Below are 20754 nucleotides of genomic sequence, written 5' to 3' on the forward strand. Positions count from 1 at the left end.
ACACTAATATAGAACATTTTCTCTATACGTTATGATAATGAATAGATGTTTTTACTTCTGAAAATCTCCGAAACATTTCCATAACACCACAATATTTTTCAACGGAAAGGTCAACGGCCTTTTTAATCTTAGCTTCATCAAGGTTTTCGCCATATAAATGATATTCGACAGAAACTGTATGATAATATTTAGGATGCTCTTCGGTTAATTCGCCAAACGTATCAATTCTGAAATCTGAAAAAGGCACCTTCATTTTTTTAAGAATAGATACTACATCCAATCCAGAACAACCTGCCAAAGAAGATAACATCATAGCTTTAGGGGCAAATCCAGAATTGTAACCGCCATTTTCTGGTGAGGTATCAATCAACATCGTTTTTCCGCTAGGATTATCCGATTCAAACTGTAAGTTTCCTTTCCAATGAGTGACTACTTTATGAGACATATCTGAAGAATTTTTCGTTTATTGTTAACTCAAAAATACCACTAAAAACATAATATATGGCATTAGTAACTCCTTTATCTGCGGAACACGATCCGGAAACAAAACAACTTGCCGAATTTTTTAATGAAACTCTTGGGTTTTGTCCAAATTCGGTATTAACGATGCAACGTCGTCCAGCAATTTCAAAAGCTTTTATCAATTTAAACAAAGCGGTTATGGCTAATGAAGGTCGCGTGACATCGGCTTTAAAACGAATGATTGCTTGGGTAAGTAGCAATTCAACTGGTTGTCGTTATTGTCAAGCTCATGCCATTCGTGCTGCCGAACGTTATGGAGCAGAACAGGAACAACTAGATAATATTTGGGAGTACAGAACACACGCTGCTTTTTCTGATGCAGAACGTGCGGCTCTCGATTTTAGTTTAGCTGCAAGTCAAGTCCCAAATGGTGTGAATGCTGATATTAAAAAACGTTTATACGAGCATTGGGATGAAGGTGAAATCGTAGAGATGCTTGGTGTGATTTCCTTATTTGGTTACCTCAACCGTTGGAATGATTCTATGGGAACTTCTATTGAAGACGATGCTGTAGAAAGTGGCAACCAATACCTTGGAAAACACGGTTTCGAAGTCGGGAAACATGATGGCTCGAAGTATTAAGCTGTCATACTAAAGATCGTTTTAAAACCTCTTCAGAAATGGAGAGGTCTTTAATATCTACATACTTCTAAATATTTTGTTTCGTCAGAGTACATACATTTAATTTTGAATCTTAAATTAATCGAAATATTATAGGTGCTTTCAAAAATGATATTATCAAAGTCAAACGATATATATTCATTTTTACCTATATCTAATATGGTCAACATAGTACCTCCTCCACTATAGAGCCCATAACTATAAACTAATTTATCAGTAATAAAGTAAGGCTTGTCAGGAAGTGAATAAGCTTTATTTGTATTTGTATCAATCAATAGAGACATAGCACCTTCATAATACTCCTGAAAAACAACAATGTAGTTTTTAAATTGAGCTTTAAACGCGTATTTAGAATACGTTTTATCTTCTACTAAATTATTCCTAACCGTAATAACTTGATTATCAATGTTTTTAAATAGATATTTTCCGTTTTTCTTTTTAAACAACTTAGGATGTTTGTGTTGTAATATATTCTCAATCGAATCACTATTAGAAAACAAAACAAGGGCATTGGTGTTAACTCTTTTTTTGGAATTAAATGTTTCAGCTGTAATCTCATTTAAATAAAATTTCGAAGGAGAATTCGTAGTAACGCTGGGTAATAAATCACATGAGATTTCCTCTTGAGCTTGACTGGAAAAGCTAATTATCAATACCGCTAAGAATAGGTATAATATTTTCATAATACAGCTTCGATACAGTTTTTCAACTCAGGTAAAACCTCCTTATCAAACCAAGGGTTCTTAGTCAGCCAAAATCGGTTTCTCGGACTAGGGTGTGGCAATGTAAAATATTTAGGCAAGTACGCTTTGTAATTCGCTACCGTTTCGGTTAAGGTACGTTTGGCTTGCTCTTTTAAATAATACTTTTGGGCATACATGCCAATTAAAATGAGCAACTCCACATGTTTCATATGTTCAAATAAGGGTTGATGCCATTGTGGTGCACATTCTGTTCTAGGTGGTAAATCACCACTTTTTCCTTTTCCTGGATAGCAAAATCCCATAGGTATAATGGCGAATTTAGATTCGTCATAAAAAACGTCGTCAGAAACATTTAACCATTTACGCAATTGTCTTCCGCTAGCATCATCCCAAGGAATTCCTGAAGCATGGACTTTTGTTCCAGGTGCTTGACCAATGATGACAATTTTAGAATCTGGATGCCCTGTAGCAATAGGTCTTGGGCCAAGTGGCAAATGCTGTTCGCAGATTTTGCATTGTCGTATGTCGTGTAATAATTTATCCATAAAAACAGTCCTAAGTTTAAGTGATAATAATTAAATGTCCATTATCGACTTCTTCTTTCCTCCTACAATAATCACAATTTCGCCTTTTGGTGGTTTATTGGTGTAGTGCTCTAAAACCTCTTTTGCAGTACCTCTTATGGTTTCTTCATAGAGTTTGCTTAGTTCTCTTGATACCGAAACTGATCTTTCTTCTCCAAAATACTCACAGAAATGAGTTAGTGTTTTTATGAGTTTATGCGGACTCTCATAAAAAATCATTGTACGCGATTCTTCAGCAAGAAACTTTAATCGTGTTTGTCGTCCTTTTTTTACAGGAAGAAACCCTTCAAAGATAAACTTATCATTTGGTAATCCAGAGTTGACTAATGCTGGCACAAAAGCTGTAGCTCCAGGCAAACAATCGACTTCTATATTGTTTTCAACACAAGCTCTTGTCAATAAAAACCCTGGATCTGAAATGGCAGGCGTTCCTGCATCACTAATCAATGCAATTGACAATCCGCTCTTCAGTTTTTGAATCAAATTATCAACCATTTTATGCTCATTGTGCATATGGTGACTTTGCATTTGTGTCCCAATTTCATAATGCTTGAGCAATTTCCCAGAAGTACGCGTGTCTTCTGCTAGAATCAAATCGACAGCCTTTAAAACTTCAACAGCACGAAAGGTCATGTCTTTTAAATTTCCAATAGGTGTAGGAACAAGAAAAAGTTTACTCATTTGTAAGGGATTTCTTTTCAAATTTACAACGTTTTCAAGTATATTAACGCAACCTATTGCAATAATTAGGGTCTTTTTGTCAGTTAAGGGTTTATAGTAGGAAAATTCTATATTTATCTGTTATAGTCTTGAGGTTGTTCATTTTCTCATTGCACAAGTCAAAACTATTATCTTATGAAAGCAAAATTACTGTTCCGCTTAATTCTTTTCTTTCTATTATTTACTCAATTGCATAGTCAAACTACCGATTTATCTATTGTTGCTCAAGCACAAAATACAGGTGGAACTGCTGTGTCTCAAGTTGAGATTTTTCAGGATTTTCAGTACATAGTAACCATTATAAACTCTGGCAATCCAGTTAATAATTCCACATTTGAAATCACTTTATCTAACAACTTGCAAAATCTAGATATTGGTAATATTAGTTCTCAAAATAATTCTGGTGGTGCGTCAAATGCTTCAGATTTAATACTCACAAATAATGTATTAACTGGTAGTGTTACCAACTTACCTACAGATTCTAGTGTAGAATTAAAAATTGATGTCACTGCGCCTTCAATTGTTGGAGGTATCGCTATTAATGCTATTATCGCTCCTCCAAATGGCACGACAGACACGAATAGTTCCAATAATCAATCGCTTATTTCAATAGACGTGATAGATGTTGAGATTGATTTTACTGTAACACATTCACAAATTTCTCCTGCGCAAGGGACGCCAATTTCATCATGGAATAGTTCTGTTACCTATCAGTTTACAATTACTAATAATAGTGCTATTGACTTCCCTGTTAATAGTTTTGTAGGTGATCTTACCTTAGTTTCTGATATCGATTATGGTCGCCCAAATGTAGGTATAACATCAATTAATTGTATTGAAACAACTGGTGGCACAGCATGTCCCGATGTTTCGGGTATTGCTCCTGGCATGACGTCTTTGGTAAGTGCTACATCAATGCTGTTTTCATTTACAACACCTCATGTCTTTGCCACTGGTGGGTCTGCAACATTTGAAATTGTTTACGAATATTTAGATCCGTCATGTGCAGTAGAATTACAGCCTATAGTAGTTTCAAGTGGAATATCTATAACATTAGATCATACTAATGTGTCTTCCAATTCATCTAATGTTGTTGTGACCGATTTATTAGAAGCCGAATTATGTCAAGTCACCGATATCTGTATTGACACAATCCAAACCGATCCAGATCCTGCAACCGTAGCTAATTGGAACCAAGATGTAACTTTTGAAACTACTGTTTGTAATAATGGTCCGCTTGATGCTACTATTGCATTTTTTGTGCAAAACTTATCTCCAGCTATAGACTGGCAAATCATATCTGTGACATGCACTCAAACAACAGGGAATATAAATTGCGAGGATATCACTATAAATATTAATGATCAATTTTGGGTGAGTGAACCCTTTATAATGCCAGTTGTTGGTGCAACCATTACAATTACAACTGTTGTTCAGTTTTTAGAACCCGAATGTTCGTTAGATACCGAAATTAGCATGGCTAATGTAAGAAGTGGCACCAATGTTTTAGAAGCAGATATTTTTGATAACGTTATTGAAAATAGTGCACAAACTGATTTTGTAATGTTGCCAGCTACTGTAGGGTGTCCTGTCGTTGATTTAGGTGTGACCAAAATGCAAATAGACCCTGTTTTACCTAATGGTGAATCGCCAGATAACACGATACAAGCAGGAACTGTAACCTATGAAATTACAGCATCTAACGAAAGTGATATGGATGCGATTATAGAGCTAATCGATTTTACTGAAAATTCAGGAAATGTTGGTTATACAGGAACGCTTATGTCTGTTGAATGTATTTCCACAACAGGAAGCGCAGAGTGTTTTACTATTAATACTATAAACATTGGCGTGCCTTTAGATGGTGTTTCTCTCAATGGAGAACCCGATACCTTTTGGAAAATTGTCGCAGATGATAATTGGGGTTTACCCGCAAACAGTTCGGTAACATTTCAGGCCACTGTAGCTTGGGAAACTGATTGCGATATCGCTCCTATACCTGTTTTTAATCTCGTTGAAATTAACCATACCGACAGTACTTTTGACAATAATACGTCGAATAACAGTGATGAAGTTGTGACGTTTATAGCACCTTGCGTGGATTTGGTAGTGCAAACATTTCCAGAGTTTACTCAGGTAAATATTAATCAGCAGTTTAATTGGATTATAGATATTACCAATAGTGAAAATAGCTCTAATGCTATACATATTTTCTTTGAAGACACCATAAATAATGTCTTTACAATAACTGGAACACCAACGTGTATAATTACCGACGGAAATGCAACTTGTAGTACTGATTTGGCTTCGAATGGAAATCTCGTAACCGGAACTATAGCAAATATGGACGCTGGCTCTACGATACGAATTACAATTCCGGTTACAGCCCCTAATTTTGGAGGTGCCTACAATAATATTGCTGTGGCGACTCCTGATGAAAATGATAACTTAGAGATTTCACCAGAAACCAATACATCCATTAGCAATGTTCAAATTGTAGCGCCTGTATTGGATAAAATTTACGATCCAGAAACCATAACTGTAGGTGCACAAAGTACGCTCGTGTTTACGGTTACTAATTTACCGTCAAACCCTACACAAAGTGATATTTCGTTTACTGATGTTTTTCCTTCGGAAATCACAGTGGTTTCACCACCAGATTGGGTAATGAGTAATGGTTGTACGGCAACTTTTATAGGTACTACAGGTGATAATTTTACTGGCATTACAGATTTAGTTTTCCCTGAAGGTGTATCGACTTGCACCTTTAGTGTTATATTGACTTGCAACGTTCCTGGAGTATATCTCAATGATACTAATAATATTGAATCACAAAATAATATTGATACCTCTCAAACCAATGCGACATTAACTGTATTGGATGATAATTCTGATGTAGATATCGAAATTTTAAAAAGTGTTTTCCCGGAAGAAGCCCTCGTTGGAGATGAAGTAACCTTTCTAATTACTGCTACTAATTTAGGAACAACTGAGGGTACCATAATTGAGGTTTCAGATATCTTTCCTGTAGGAATGTCTCTTGTATCAGCAACTGCATCTGAAGGTGCATTTAACAGCTCGACATTTATATGGTCCATTGATGCTTTAATGAGTAACCAATCTGAAACATTAACGCTTGTAGCGCAAGTGAATTCTAGTAGTAATTTATTAAATGTAGCTTTTCTAAATAGCGTTGAACAACCCGACAGGGATGACACAAATAATATGGATGACGCTGAAGTTGTTGTTGGATTTTGCTTGTTTATTCCTGAAGGACTTTCGCCAAACAACGATGGTTTAAACGATCTATTTACGATACAATGTATAGAAGAATATCCAAATAACCTCCTTAAAATCTACAATAGATTAGGTGTTAAGATTTATGAAAGGAGAAATTACCTAAACGATTGGGATGGCAGGCCAAATATGGGAATTCCAACCACTACAGGCTTGCTTCCTGTTGGTACCTATTTTTATATTCTAGACTTGAATAATGGAGAAAAACCTATACTAGGTTGGGTTTACCTAAATTACTAGGTCTCACTTGTTTTCCGAGGAAATAGGAAATAAATAAAATAGGAATTCCAACTACAGAAAGACCTAATGTATCTCCTGCATATTGATGTGCCGCAGTTGCTAAAACTAAATCAAAGAAAAAACCAGCATAAGCCCATTCGGTCAGCCAATTACTTTTCCGCCATAGAATCATAATGACGCCTAAAACCTTTATGATCGCTAAAGGAATAACAATATAAGATGGATAATTGAGAACTTTAAAATAGCCTTGAACCATTTCAGTATTAAAAAAATACATCTGAGCTGAATATAGAAACAGAAACGATAAGAGGATTGTGGCAATCCAATACAGTATTTTGGTTGTTTTCATTTAACGGTTGTCGAAATCAGCTAATCAAACTTACGCTCTATTGTTGATAAAAAGCGTTCTTCAAATTCTTCTTTACCTTCCCAATTGTTGTAATCTGGTTTTACAATGTCGTGAATAAGGTGTAATGCTTCTTTGATAGAATTTGTTGTTTTTAATTGAGATAATACGCGTTCGTAATTTTCAATTTCGCCATTAAAAAGGTGTTTAATAAAAGCGAGTTTATCGTTAAGTCCGATATTAAGTCCACCGTTTTTAAGTTTGTCATTTAATGATTTTTTAGTGGTTTCTGTAGACACAGGTTCAAAAACTGGAATATCTTCAAAACCAGCAGTGATGTCCTCTAAGTGTTCTTGTGGTTTATTAGCAACTGCCGTTTCAACCATGTCATCTACTTGTTGTGATTCTTGAGGCATTTGTGCAACCATATCCTTAATTTTCTCCATAACTGGTTCATAGATATGATCATCTTCCTTTTCATCAAGATTGACGTAAATCTTATCTTCAATTTCAATATTGTCGCTTATCTTATTATTGAATGCGGTGTCCAACATTCCGAAGAAAGAAGAATCGCCACCAATTGTTGGTAAATCGCCTTCAAAATTTTCATTTGCAAACTTGAGAACACTTAATTTTTCATATAATGCACCAGCTTCAGAATGTAATTTTATAACATCTTCCTTACCCTTAAGCTTTAAAATTCTATGTGCAATGCTAACTAATTCTGCTTCCAGCTTCTTCTTCATAACTTTTAATTTTTATTCCCAAATAGGTTTTTGTTTTTTAATAAATTTGCGCCACCTTTATGCAAAACGAACTCTAGGTAGGTTTTAGTGTTAAAATTACAAAATGTTTCTCGAAAATACAGTAAATCAGAAAGAACAATTTGGATGGATTGAAGTCATTTGCGGCTCAATGTTCTCTGGCAAAACAGAAGAACTGATTCGTAGACTCAAACGAGCCCAATTTGCAAGACAAAAGGTTGAAATTTTTAAACCTGCTGTTGATGTGCGTTATGATGAAGATATGGTGGTCTCTCACGATTCTAATGAAATACGCTCTACTCCTGTTCCTGCGGCGGCTAATATTCCTATACTAGCAGACGGTTGTGATGTGGTTGGTATTGATGAAGCTCAATTTTTTGATGATGAAATTGTAAGGGTTTGTAATGATCTTGCCAATAAAGGTGTTCGTGTAATTGTTGCAGGACTGGATATGGATTTTAAAGGAAACCCTTTTGGACCAATACCAAACCTTATGGCAACTGCCGAATATGTTACAAAAGTTCATGCCATATGCACTAGGACAGGAAATCTCGCTCAATACAGTTATCGTAAAGCGTCTAGTGATGCATTGGTGTTGTTAGGTGAAGTTGATGAATATGAACCGTTGAGTCGTGCTGCATACTACAAAGCCATGTTACGCGATAAGGTAAAGAGCATGAAAGTCAATGACGCTGAAGAAATTTCTAATAAAGACAGTAAATCCAATGCCAAAAGCTAGAGAAACTGTTTTAGAAATCGATTTAAAGGCACTCAAACATAACTTCGAGTATATTAAATCAAAACTTAAAAGCGATACCAAAATATTAGCCGTTGTAAAAGCATTTGCCTACGGAAGCGATGCTAATACCATTGCCAACTATCTTCAAGGTTTAGGTGTTGATTATTTTGGTGTTGCCTATGTAAATGAAGGTGTTGCTTTGAGAGATGCTGGTATACAAACTCCTATTTTAGTGTTGCATCCGCAAGCTGTAAATTTTAAAACCTTAATTGAACGTTGCTTAGAACCTAGTTTGTATAATGCCAAAGTTTTAAATGAATTTATCGCGATTGCTTCCGAAGAAAAACAAAGCAACTATCCCGTTCATATCAAATTTAATACGGGCTTAAATCGATTAGGGTTTTGGAAAAATGATGTAGACTATATTATTTCAAAACTAAAAGACACTTCAGCTGTAAAAGCAAAATCATTGTTCTCACATTTAGCAGCAAGTGAAGATTTGAATGAAAAAGAATTTACTCAAAACCAAATTAATAGTTTTCAAGTAATTTCAGATGAGTTTTCAAAAGCTATAGGTTTTCAGCCTATACTTCATTTAACAAATACGTCTGGAATTATTAATTATCCAGAAGCACATCTGGATATGGTAAGAACAGGCATTGGTTTATATGGTTTTGGAAATTCTGAAACAGAGAACAAAAACCTAAAACCTATCGCGACACTCAAGTCTATAATTTCTCAAATTCATAAGATTGAGAAAGGGGAGACCGTGGGTTATAACAGAGCTTTTGTAAGTGACGGTTTAAAAAAAACAGCAACCATACCTATTGGTCATGCTGATGGTATTGGTAGACAATATGGCAACCAAAAAGGATTTGTTACAATTAACGGTGAAAAAGCACCAATTATTGGTAACGTTTGCATGGATATGATTATGGTGAACATTACTGGTATTGATTGCAATGAAGGTGACGAGGTAATTATCTTCGGAACACATCCAGATGCCTCGCAATTTGCAGATACCGCTGATACAATTTCATATGAGATTATCACGGCAATTTCTCAACGTGTAAAACGCTCTTTTATACGAGATTAATCCATTTTTGTGACTTTTTAATTAACTTAGTGTCATATTAATATTAACTAACTATTAAAACATTTTGAAATTATGTTAAAAGAATTTAAGAATTTTATTATGACAGGTAACGTGATTGATTTCGCTGTTGCAGTAATTATGGCAGGTGCTCTAGGCGCTGTTATTAATGGTTTCGTCTCTAACATTGCTATGCCTTTTATTGGGTATTTTGCAGGCGGAATTAATTTTGAAGACCTTCATTATGCGATGGACGGAACAGAGTATGCATCATTAGCGGCTGCTAAAGAAGCAGGTGCAGCAGTAATTGCTTACGGATCTTGGATTAATACAATTATCAATTTACTTATTGTAGGACTTGTCATGTTTATGATAGTAAGAGCATATAACAAAACTAAAAAACCAGTTGAAGCACCAGCACCATCAGGACCATCTGAAATTGATTTATTAACAGAAATCAGAGATGCTCTTAAAAAATAATTTGTAGCAATCGCTGCACCATATTTTAACGTTAACCGCTTCTTTACAGAGGCGGTTTTTTTATGTAATTCTTAAAAAAACCTTTTTCAAATTATAAATAGTGGTTTTTTGCACCAATTTTTTAACAAAAAAAGAGTGCTGGAAAGCAGGTTTAATATAATAAAAACTATAATTTTATATCCTAAAATTTCATAAAATGAAAGTAGCTGTAGTTGGTGCAACTGGTCTTGTTGGCGAAGTTATGCTTAAAGTTCTTGAAGAGCGTAATTTTCCTGTTTCAGAATTAATACCTGTCGCTTCAGAGCGATCTATAGGTAAATTGATTTCCTACAAAGGGAAAGACTATAAAGTAGTTGGTATGCAAGATGCCATTGATATGAAAGCAAATCTGGCCTTGTTTTCTGCTGGCGGAGACACATCTCTAGAATGGGCTCCTAAATTTGCAGAAGCTGGAATTACTGTGATTGATAATTCTTCGGCCTGGCGAATGGATCATAGTAAAAAACTGGTTGTGCCTGAAATTAATGCAGACACGCTAACTTCCGAAGATAAAATTATTGCTAACCCTAACTGCTCAACCATACAAATGGTCCTTGCGTTAGCTCCACTTCATAAAAAATACAAAATCAAACGTATCGTCGTTTCTACTTATCAATCTATAACAGGAACAGGTGTTAAAGCTGTAAGACAATTAGAAAACGAACTCGCAGGTATTAAAGGAGAAATGGCTTATCCTTATCCTATCTATCAAAATGCTATTCCGCATTGTGACGTTTTTGAAGAAAACGGATACACTAAAGAAGAAATGAAATTGGTACGAGAAACTCAAAAAATATTAGATGATCGTACAATTGCAATTACTGCAACTGCAGTTAGAATCCCTACTACTGGTGGACATAGTGAAGCTGTAAATGTTGAATTTGAAAACGACTTTAATGTAACTGAATTACGACAATTACTTAATGAGTCTGCTGGAATTGTTGTTCAAGACAATGTTGATGTCAATACCTATCCAATGCCAATTTATGCTCATGGAAAGGATGATGTTTTCGTTGGTAGAATTCGTCGTGATGGCTCACAACCAAACACATTAAATATGTGGATTGTTAGTGATAATCTTAGAAAAGGAGCCGCAACAAATACAATTCAAATTGCCGAATATTTAGTTGCTAATAACTTGGTGTAAGTTCTTATAAAATGTAACTTGTAAAAACAAATGCTTGTAAAAAAACAAATATGATTCCAAAAATCATCCATTTTTGTTGGTTAAGTGGTGACGAATATCCGAAAATTATTAAAAAATGTATCGAGTCTTGGCAAAAAAAACTCCCAGATTACGAACTTGTTTTATGGGATACAAAGAAATTCGACATCAATTCAACAACCTGGACCAAACAAGCCTTTGAAGCCAAACAATATGCCTTTGCAGCAGATTACATAAGATTACATGCGCTTTACAACTATGGAGGCATTTATTTAGATAGTGATGTTGAAGTTTTAAAAACCTTTGACAACCTACTTGATTTACCTTACTTTATGGGGGTTGATCGCGGCGATGGCATTGAAGCTGCAGTTATAGGCGCACAAAAAGGGTCTGATTGGATCCAAAATTGTTTAGAGTATTATGACAATAGATCTTTTATAAAAAAAAACGGAAGCTATGACCAAGAGATCTTACCTGTTATAATGCGATCTCAAATTGAGCAATACAAAAAAACAGTTCAACTCAAAACTAATGAGGTTGATGGCATTGATAGCTTGATTGAAGATAAAAATACAGTGTTTTTATTTCCTTACGAATATTTTAGCCCTAAAGATCATCAAACACGTCAAGTCTTTAAATCAAAAAACACCTATTGCATCCATCATTTTAATCATTCATGGTTTACGCTTTTAAATGTTATAAGACTAGAAGTCATAAAGCTAATTGGGCTTAAAACGACGGAAAAAATTATTAGTTTATTTAATTTAAGAAAACTTATTTCAAAATTCAAAAAACCAACTGACTAGTCTTAGTTATCTAGATCTTTATCTTTTTTCTTATAAAAAACGACCATATTCTAATCAAAAGAGTTCATCGTGACAGCCCACATTCTAACATATTGAATATGTAGATTGTATGTCATAATCTAATAAAAAATGCTGCTAAACATACATTTCAATTACTGATATTCAGTAGAAAGCAAATTACTTTAATCAATTCTATCATCTATGGTAGGGTTTTACGCATTAAAGTTGTTTAAATAATAGTAAATGTTGCAAAGTCTATATCGACTAAAAAATTTAACAGATTTTTTAGCATTTGGACTCTTGTTGTCTGATAAAAAGTGTATTACAACCAATTAATTATTTAGGTACTCACTTTGTAATTATATTTACTATCCAAATTTTACTGTAAATGTTTAAAAATTACTTGAAACCTATTGGCATTTTTGCTTTTGTCTTAGTCTCTTTTTCATGTAGCGACGATGACAATTATGTGCCTATCGTTATTGAAGCTAATACAGATACTATTGTAGTTTCTCAAAACAGTTCGATTTCAATAGCTGTTTTATCAAACGATATTAACGTTCCAAATACCGGAACTCTCTCTGCTATTAATGGTCAAAATGGTACTAATCAAGTTTTAGATTCTAATTCTACCCCTGACAATCCATCTGATGATGTTATACTTTATACACCAAACTCAGACTTTGTAGGCAACGATACATTTCAGTATACCATCTGTGATGACAGTAATAATTGCGCTAATGGAACTGTTACAGTAACCGTTACACCTGTGTCTCCAGTGCGTTTTAATTTAGATGAAATACCTTATCCAACACTTTCAGAGTACACCTTTTTTGAAGGTGATATAAAAGATTTAGATCCTGTATTTGGCGTATTGCCTTATGAATTAAATTCTACACTTTTTACTGATTATGCTCATAAGAAACGATTTGTATGGATGCCAGATAGCACCAAATCAAATTATAACAATGATTTCACACCTTTAGATTTCCCTGTTGGAGCTGTACTTATCAAGAATTTTTATTATGACAATGTACAGCCAAGTAATACCACAAGGATAATTGAAACACGACTAATGTATATGACTGAGGAAGGTTGGGATTTTGCGAAATATGTGTGGAATGAAGATCAAACTGAAGCTACGTTCACAAATTCTGGGAGTTTTATAGATATTCAATGGATAGAAAATGAAATTACTAACAACGTAAACTATAGAATTCCTTCAAGAAGCGAATGTTTTACATGTCATAATAAATTTGACACACCTGTTCCAATTGGTCCAAAGCCTCAAAACTTAAATAGAGATGTGGCGTACACTGACGGAACAAGCAACCAATTGCAAAAATGGATTGAAGTAGGTTATTTAGAAAACAATCTTCCCACTTCTATCGTATCAACTGTTAATTGGGAAGACGAATCGTTGGATCTCAATTTAAGATTACGATCATATTTAGATATTAATTGTGCGCACTGTCATTCTGATGAAAGTTATTGTGAATATAGACCAATGCGTTTTGCTTTTAATGATAATGAAGATGATGTCAATAAAGGGGTTTGTGTTTCACCTGATACTCAAATTGCTGGGACATCACATATCGTTACCCCAGGTAATATAGATACTTCTGTTCTTCGATTTAGACTAAACTCTACCGAAGAGCAAAATAGAATGCCACTATTAGGAAGAACCTTAACACATCTAGAAGGTGTAAGATTAATAGATGAATGGATTAATTCCCTCAACGGAGAATGCGAATAAAATAAAATTAAGAATTATGAAATCAAAATTACTAGTATTAACAATTTTATCCTTAGCATTTTGCGCTCAAACTTTTGGGCAGCCAGCAAATGATAATGTAAGCGGAGCAATTCCTATAACACCTTCACCTGAAGGGACAGGTTGTTCTATATCAACTTTTTATCTACCTTATGCTTCAGATGGCACTACTGATAGTGGTGTTCAAGGCAGTTGTAGAATATCAGGATTAGACCAATTTTTTACTTGGACCGCAACAACTACTGCCTTATTCTTCTCATCCCAAAGTCCGGGAAATCCGGGTATAGTCGTTTGGGATTCAACTGGGTCTATAGAAATTGCATGTACAGATACTTTCGAAACAAATAATATAACCGGTTGGGATATCGGAGATGAGCTTATTATACAAATATATGACTTTTCAGGAGCGGTTTCTGATGTTGCTTTTTGTTTAGAGGCTATAAATTACACACCACCACCGCCAGTACCCGTAACCTTTACCGCTCAAGCTGGAGGGACATCTGGAACATACAAAATTGCAACTGTTGATATGAATGGAGATTACTTAGATGATTTAGTTTGTGTTAATAGAGATTCAACATATAATAATGGTGATGGTAATGTAACGGTTCCAAGACCTTATGTTTTTGTGAGCTACCAACTAGCTAGTGGTGGTTTTGAAAAGTCAACAATTCCCACAGCACATCCTGACTTCGCACCTTCTTGGAGTCTGGCAGCTGCAGATTATGACAGGAATGGTTATAACGATTTATTATATGGCGCTGGAAGTGGAGTAACCTTTATGAGAGCTAATAGTACAGGAACAGGTTTTTCAGAAGTTTCTGGTCCTGAAGATGTTTTCTCTCAACGTTCAAACTTTGTAGACATTAATAATGATGGTCATCTAGATGCTTTTGTGTGTCACGATGTCGAACCTAATGTATATTATTTAAATGATGGTAGTGGTAACTTATCCTTTAATCAAGGTGGACTTGGTGACTATGCCTCAGGAGGAAACTATGGGTCTATTTGGGTAGACTACGACAATGATAGAGACATGGACATGTTCATCGCAAAATGTGGTGGAAATACTGCCCGTAGAACCAACCAAATGCATACCAACGATGGTGCTGGAAATTATACTGAAAACGCTGCCGCTATTGGTCTAGCAGATCCTATGCAAACTTGGTCCTCAGCTTGGGGTGATTTTGATAATGATGGTGATATGGATGTATTTGTTGGTGCAAGTTCTGGTCCTCACAAATTAATGCGAAACGACAATGGAAGTTTCACGGATATAACAGGAACTTCTGGAGTAAGTGTGCTTTCAACCACATCAACAGAAACAGTGACCTTTGATTTTGATAATGATGGTAATTTAGATTTAGTATCTGGAAATAATATTTTATTTGGTCATGGCGATATGTCATTTGATGTTTATACTAACGTCTTCCCAGGTTCTGGGTCTTATGGAGATTTAAACAATGATGGTTATATAGATGCTTTTAATTCTGGAAATGTTTTTATGAATAATGCTGAAAGCAACAATAACTGGATAAAGATTCATACTATAGGAACGGTTAGTAATATCAACGGTATTGGAGCACGTGTTGAAGTCTACACTGACTCTGGTGTCAAAATTAGAGATGTTAGAAGTGGTGATGGTTTTAGATATATGAATTCTCTTAACACACATATAGGAATTGGTTCAGAAACGACTATCAACACCGTAGTAGTTTATTGGCCATCTGGTGTTATTGATACAATTTCAAATCCATCAATAAATGATGCTTTAGAAATTGTTGAAGGTGCTACTTTGAGTTTAGAAAATTCTCTTACAGATGAATTAGTTATTTATCCAAACCCTGCAAAGGATGTTATAAATATCAAGTCATTAGAACTTAATGAGTCTGCCATTTATACAATTTTTGATATTACAGGTAAAAGAATCATGAATTCTAAGCTTAATTCAGCATCAATTGATGTTTCAAAATTAACGCCAGGCAATTACATATTACGTATTGTATCTGGTACTAAAATAAAAAGTCAAAAGTTTGTGAAAAATTAAATAAAATGCCTCTTTAATAATAATTAAGAGGCATTTTCATTATTTTTATAGACTTTCTTAATTAAATAATCTATCAATTTATGAAAAAAATTACTTTAGCACTCTTTTGTTTAAGTGCGCTTTTTAGTTTCTCTCAAACTCTAAACCAGCCTGCAAACTGGCCAAATTCGAACTGGTCCATATCTGGAAGTTATCTAACAGATGCTAATGCCTTCGAAGCAAACCCTGCGTCGGACAGTAATTTCGCTTACGATGATGATGATGCTGGAAACGGTCACCAAGATAGTATCGCAGCCGAGTCACCTATAATAAGCCTTACAGCAGCAAGTGATGCTGGCGAAAACTGGCTTACTGTAGGAACGAGTTATGTATTTCGTTCTCTTGGAGAAATATTACAACTACAATATTGGAATGCAGATAGTGGATCATGGGTTGATTGGGGAGATGCATTTGCTCCTACGACAACGAGTACTAATGATGATTTTTGTTCTGGTAGCGCAGTAGGGTTTACTTCAAATCCGTTGAGCATTGCCTCGTTTACTTCAAACCAGTTAACTAATTTTCAATATAGATTCTATTATGATGATTTTCAAGTTGGTGGTTTCTGGGGATGGGGATTTTGTATGCAATCGCCTACAATAAGCTCTCAAACACCTCCTGTATGTCCTAATATTTCAGGTCTTACTGTATCAAATGTTACCGTAACCACTGCCAATGTTTTTTGGCAAGCTGGTGATGTAGAATCAGATTGGGAAGTGGCCGTACAAGCTTCTGGACTGGGTATTCCTGCTGGTTCTGGTACAGCTACTACATTAAATAACCCAAATCCTTTATCTGGTTTATCTGCTGGAACAAGCTACGAAGTATACGTAAGAGGATTTTGTGGAGGTACAGATTACAGTAACTGGATTGGCCCTGTTGCTTTTGCAACTCTTAATCCTGCTCGTGTTAATTTCACGACACAATCGATGCCAATTGGTGGATATGATTTGACGGTAGTTGATATGGACGGTGATAATTTAGATGATATTGTTTCTGCAAGTGCTACAAATGTTAATATACATTACCAATTAAGTGCTGGAGGTTTTAATGAGGTTGATATCGCAACAACTAATGCGAATTTTTTACCAGGTTGGAGTATGGCTGCAGCAGATTTTGATAGAAATGGAAAAACAGATTTATTATATGGTGCTGGAAATGGTGTTACCTTTATGAAACAAAATAGTGCAGGAACTGGTTTTACCGAACTTTCAGGCTCCGACTACGTATTTTCACAACGCTCTAACTTTGTTGACATTAACGAAGATGGTCATCTAGATGCCTTTGTTTGTCATGATGTTGAACCGAATGTATATTATATTAATGATGGTTCAGGGAATTTGACATTCTATCAATCTAATACTACTCCTGATGCTCCTGCAAATTTAGGAGATTATCCTTCTGGTGGCAACTACGGATCTATTTGGATTGATTATAATAATGATAGAAATATAGACATGTTCATCGCTAAATGCGGTGGTGTTACTGATCGAAGAAGAAATATCATGCTAACAAGTAATGGTGATGGTACATATACTGAAAACGGAGCATCTCTAGGTTTAGACGACCCAATGCAAACTTGGTCTTCGTCTTGGGCAGATTATGATAATGATGGTGATATGGATCTTTTTGTAGGTGCAAGTTCTGGTACTCATAAACTGATGCGTAATAATATGGATGGCACATTTACTGATGTAACTTCTGGCGCTGGAGTAAGTGGTGCTCCAACTGGACATGAAAATGTAAGTCATGATATAGATAATGATGGTTACCTAGATATTTTATGTAATGGTACCATCTTATATGGAAAAGGTGATTTAACTTTTGAAGACTCAGATAGTAGCCAACTCGATTATAAAAATGGCTCTTTTGGAGATTTAAATAATGATGGTTTTTTAGATGCCTATTACAACGGAAACATCTATTGGAATCTTACTACAAGCAATAACTGGATTACCATAAATACTATTGGTGTACAAAGCAATATTGACGGAATTGGAGCAAGAGTAGAACTTTATACAAGCTCTGGCGTTCAAATTAGAGATGTAAGAAGTGGTGAAGGGTTTGAATATATGAGTACATTAAATACACATTTTGGTATTGGTACTGATGCTGCTATTTCTCATATTATTATCTATTGGCCAAATACGGGTTGTGAAACTTACATGAATCCAGATATAAACCAGCCATTTAATGCTATAGAAGGCGGAGGATCTGCATGTTCTACATTAGGAGTTGTTGATGACGAGGCACATACTTCTGATTTAATCTTAACTCCAACACCAACAAAAGATATACTTACTATTAAGACTGGACTGGAATTACAAAATGCAATCTATAATATTTATGATATTAGTGGAAGACGTGTAATGACCAACTCTTTAAATAATTCTAAAACAATTGATGTGTCCGAACTAAGTGCTGGAAATTATATATTAAGCATAATGTCTGATAACATTATTAAAAATCAAAAGTTTATTAAACAATAATATTCTTAACGATATTTTAAAAATGCCTCTACATTGAATTGTAGAGGCATTTTTCATTATTTTTGAATATAATCAAAGACATCAGTAAAATGAAAAAAATTTCATTACTAATATTAGCCATTGTGGCATTTAGTGCTTGTAAAGAAGAGGCTAAAGAACAAAAAACAGACATTGTGGTTAATTATCCTGAAACAAAAAAAGTAGATACTGTTACTAATTATTTTGGAACCGATGTTAAAGACCCATATCGATGGTTAGAAGATGATAGAAGTGAAGAAACAGGAAAATGGGTGAAATCTCAAAACGAATCTACTTTTGGCTACTTAGACAATATTCCTTATCGTGAAGAATTAAAGGAAAGACTTACTAAGCTTTGGAATTATGAAAAACTAGGCTCACCATTCAAGGAAGGTGACTTTACCTATTTCTATAAAAATGACGGATTACAAAATCAATACGTCATCTATCGCTACAAAACTGGAGATGATCCAAGTACAGCAACTGTTTTTTTAGACCCTAATACCTTTAATGAAGATGGGACCATCTCTCTTGGAGGCACAAGCTTTTCTAAAGATGGAAAAACCCTAGCATACGCTATTTCAGAAGGAGGGAGTGATTGGAGAAAAGTTCTAATCATGGATACCGAAAGTAAAAAAATTATCGAAGATACGCTTGTAGACATAAAGTTCAGTGGAATGTCATGGTACAAAAATGAAGGCTTCTATTATTCTAGTTATGACAAGCCTGAAGGAAGTGAGTTATCTGCAAAAACGGATCAACACAAAGTATACTACCATAAACTAGGCACATCACAAAAAAATGATCCTGTTATTTTTGGAGGAACACCAACTGAGAAGCATCGTTATGTTAGTGGTAGTGTCTCTGAAGACGACAACTATCTTGTGATTACCGCAAGTGTATCAACTTCAGGAAATAAGTTGTTTTTCAAAGACCTTTCAAAACCAAATAGTCCCTTAATAACTGTTTTAGATCACACAGATAGCGACACCTACCCTATTGACAATATAGGCAGTAAAGTATATTTAGTGACTAACCTTAATGCTCCTAATCAAAAAATTGTTACGACAGATGTGTCTAATCCAACTCCCGAAAATTGGGTAGATTTTATACCGGAAACAGAATATGTATTAAGCCCTTCAACAGGTGGTGGCTACTTTTTTGCAGAATACATGGTTGATGCTGTATCCAAAGTAAAACAGTATGATTATGACGGAAAATTCATTAGAGATATTGAACTTCCAGGTGTTGGAAATGCTGGTGGTTTTGGTGGTAAAAAAGAAAGTAAGACAGATTACTATTCATTTACAAACTATAATACACCAAGTAGCATTTATACCTATAATGTTGAAACAGGTACATCTGAATTGTATTGGAAACCCTCTATTGAATTCAATAGTGATGATTATGAAAGTAATCAAGTATTTTACACATCAAAAGATGGGACGAAAGTACCAATGATTATTACTCATAAAAAAGGGATTGAACTCAACGGAAAAAATCCAACCATTCTTTATGGGTATGGGGGTTTTAATATTAGTTTAAATCCATCTTTTAGTATCACCAATGCTGTTTGGATGGAGCAAGGTGGTATTTATGCTGTACCTAATCTTCGTGGCGGTGGAGAATACGGAAAAGAATGGCATAAAGCAGGGACTAAACTAAAGAAGCAAAATGTCTTTGATGATTTTATTGCTGCTGCAGAATACCTTATCGAAAACAAATACACCTCAAGTGATTATTTAGCAATTAGAGGTGGTTCTAATGGTGGTTTATTGGTTGGGGCGACTATGACTCAGCGTCCAGACTTAATGAAAGTAGCATTGCCTGCAGTAGGCGTGTTAGATATGCTTAGATATCATACATTTACTGCTGGAGCAGGTTGGGCTTATGACTACGGAACAGCAGAAGACGACAAAGAAATGTTTGATTACCTTAAAGGATATTCACCAGTCCATAACGTAAAAGCAGGTGTAGAATATCCAGCAACTTTAGTGACTACTGGAGATCATGATGATCGTGTGGTACCAGCACATAGCTTTAAATTTGCTGCAGAATTACAAGACAAACAAACTGGAAATAACCCAACGCTTATACGTATTGAAACCGATGCTGGTCATGGTGCAGGAACACCCGTTAGTAAAACCATTGAGCAATATGCAGATATTTTTGGATTCACGCTCTATAACATGGGATTTGATGTCTTACCAAGTAAAACTAAAGAGAAAGTAAAAGGCTAATATTTCTCTAAATATATTTAAAAGTCG

Annotated in this window: 17 protein-coding genes; 11 read left to right on the forward strand and 6 right to left on the reverse strand. The window is 35.0% G+C overall.

Annotation, left to right across the window (positions count from 1 at the left end; translation table 11 throughout):
* Positions 1 to 22: 22 nt before the first annotated feature.
* The gene (locus V7719_RS10065) at positions 23 to 445 is read right to left on the reverse strand and encodes an OsmC family protein (RefSeq protein ID WP_335729774.1); all 423 of its coding nucleotides are present in this window, start codon (positions 443 to 445) and stop codon (positions 23 to 25) included.
* Between the two features lie 56 nt (positions 446 to 501).
* Here V7719_RS10065 and V7719_RS10070 point away from each other — a divergent pair, with 56 nt between their 5' ends.
* Positions 502 to 1104: a carboxymuconolactone decarboxylase family protein gene (locus V7719_RS10070; protein ID WP_335729775.1), complete on the forward strand. Its 603-nt coding sequence runs from the start codon at positions 502 to 504 to the stop codon at positions 1102 to 1104.
* A 50-nt stretch (positions 1105 to 1154) separates the two neighbouring features.
* Here the strand turns inward: V7719_RS10070 and V7719_RS10075 are convergent, their stop codons facing one another.
* The 3 genes from V7719_RS10075 to rsmI are packed head-to-tail and all read right to left on the reverse strand — an operon-like array spanning position 1155 to position 3112.
* A complete protein-coding gene (locus V7719_RS10075) occupies positions 1155 to 1826 on the reverse strand; it encodes a hypothetical protein (protein WP_335729776.1) in 672 nt (223 codons plus the stop codon).
* Positions 1823 to 2392 carry a uracil-DNA glycosylase family protein gene (locus tag V7719_RS10080; protein ID WP_335729777.1) on the reverse strand — a complete coding sequence of 190 codons (570 nt, stop codon included), beginning with the start codon at positions 2390 to 2392 and terminating at the stop codon, positions 1823 to 1825. Before V7719_RS10080 ends, V7719_RS10075 begins: the two co-directional genes overlap by 4 nt.
* A 30-nt stretch (positions 2393 to 2422) precedes the next feature.
* Positions 2423 to 3112 (reverse strand): 16S rRNA (cytidine(1402)-2'-O)-methyltransferase, encoded by a 690-nt coding sequence (gene rsmI, locus V7719_RS10085; RefSeq protein WP_335729778.1) that lies wholly within the window; start codon positions 3110 to 3112, stop codon positions 2423 to 2425.
* A 174-nt stretch (positions 3113 to 3286) separates the two neighbouring features.
* Between rsmI and V7719_RS10090 the strand changes: the two genes are divergently transcribed.
* Positions 3287 to 6688, forward strand: a complete 3402-nt coding sequence (locus V7719_RS10090; protein ID WP_335729779.1) for a DUF7933 domain-containing protein — start codon at positions 3287 to 3289, stop codon at positions 6686 to 6688.
* Here the strand turns inward: V7719_RS10090 and V7719_RS10095 are convergent.
* Positions 6657 to 7037, reverse strand: a complete 381-nt coding sequence (locus V7719_RS10095) for a DoxX family protein (RefSeq protein ID WP_335729780.1) — start codon at positions 7035 to 7037, stop codon at positions 6657 to 6659. The two genes, V7719_RS10090 and V7719_RS10095, sit on opposite strands and share 32 nt — an antisense overlap.
* A 20-nt stretch (positions 7038 to 7057) precedes the next feature.
* A complete protein-coding gene (locus V7719_RS10100) occupies positions 7058 to 7780 on the reverse strand; it encodes a hypothetical protein (RefSeq protein ID WP_335729781.1) in 723 nt (240 codons plus the stop codon).
* Positions 7781 to 7883: 103 nt separating this feature from the next.
* Here V7719_RS10100 and V7719_RS10105 point away from each other — a divergent pair, with 103 nt between their 5' ends.
* The 9 genes from V7719_RS10105 to V7719_RS10145 all read left to right on the forward strand — a co-directional run bounded on the left by V7719_RS10105 (position 7884) and on the right by V7719_RS10145 (position 20727).
* Positions 7884 to 8537 carry a thymidine kinase gene (locus V7719_RS10105; protein ID WP_335729782.1) on the forward strand — a complete coding sequence of 218 codons (654 nt, stop codon included), beginning with the start codon at positions 7884 to 7886 and terminating at the stop codon, positions 8535 to 8537.
* Positions 8524 to 9633, forward strand: a complete 1110-nt coding sequence (gene alr / locus V7719_RS10110) for an alanine racemase (protein ID WP_335729783.1) — start codon at positions 8524 to 8526, stop codon at positions 9631 to 9633. The genes V7719_RS10105 and alr overlap by 14 nt, the downstream gene beginning before the upstream one ends.
* Positions 9634 to 9705: 72 nt before the next feature.
* On the forward strand, positions 9706 to 10110 hold the full coding sequence (mscL, locus tag V7719_RS10115) for a large conductance mechanosensitive channel protein MscL (protein WP_335729784.1): 405 nt from the start codon (positions 9706 to 9708) through the stop codon (positions 10108 to 10110).
* A 196-nt stretch (positions 10111 to 10306) separates the two neighbouring features.
* Entirely contained in the window at positions 10307 to 11296 is a 990-nt protein-coding gene (locus V7719_RS10120) for an aspartate-semialdehyde dehydrogenase (protein WP_335729785.1), read from the forward strand.
* 50 nt (positions 11297 to 11346) lie between these two features.
* Positions 11347 to 12120 carry a glycosyltransferase family 32 protein gene (locus V7719_RS10125; RefSeq protein ID WP_335729786.1) on the forward strand — a complete coding sequence of 258 codons (774 nt, stop codon included), beginning with the start codon at positions 11347 to 11349 and terminating at the stop codon, positions 12118 to 12120.
* A 388-nt stretch (positions 12121 to 12508) separates the two neighbouring features.
* Entirely contained in the window at positions 12509 to 13876 is a 1368-nt protein-coding gene (locus V7719_RS10130) for an Ig-like domain-containing protein (protein ID WP_335729787.1), read from the forward strand.
* 16 nt (positions 13877 to 13892) lie between these two features.
* Complete coding sequence (locus V7719_RS10135; RefSeq protein ID WP_335729788.1) at positions 13893 to 15941, forward strand: FG-GAP-like repeat-containing protein; 2049 nt, start codon at positions 13893 to 13895, stop codon at positions 15939 to 15941.
* An 80-nt stretch (positions 15942 to 16021) separates the two neighbouring features.
* Entirely contained in the window at positions 16022 to 18469 is a 2448-nt protein-coding gene (locus V7719_RS10140; protein WP_335729789.1) for an FG-GAP-like repeat-containing protein, read from the forward strand.
* Between the two features lie 89 nt (positions 18470 to 18558).
* The gene (locus V7719_RS10145; RefSeq protein WP_335729790.1) at positions 18559 to 20727 is read left to right on the forward strand and encodes a prolyl oligopeptidase family serine peptidase; all 2169 of its coding nucleotides are present in this window, start codon (positions 18559 to 18561) and stop codon (positions 20725 to 20727) included.
* Positions 20728 to 20754 lie beyond the last annotated feature (27 nt).

This window comes from Psychroserpens sp., assembly GCF_036960315.1.
Taxonomy (GTDB): Bacteria; Bacteroidota; Bacteroidia; order Flavobacteriales; family Flavobacteriaceae; genus Psychroserpens.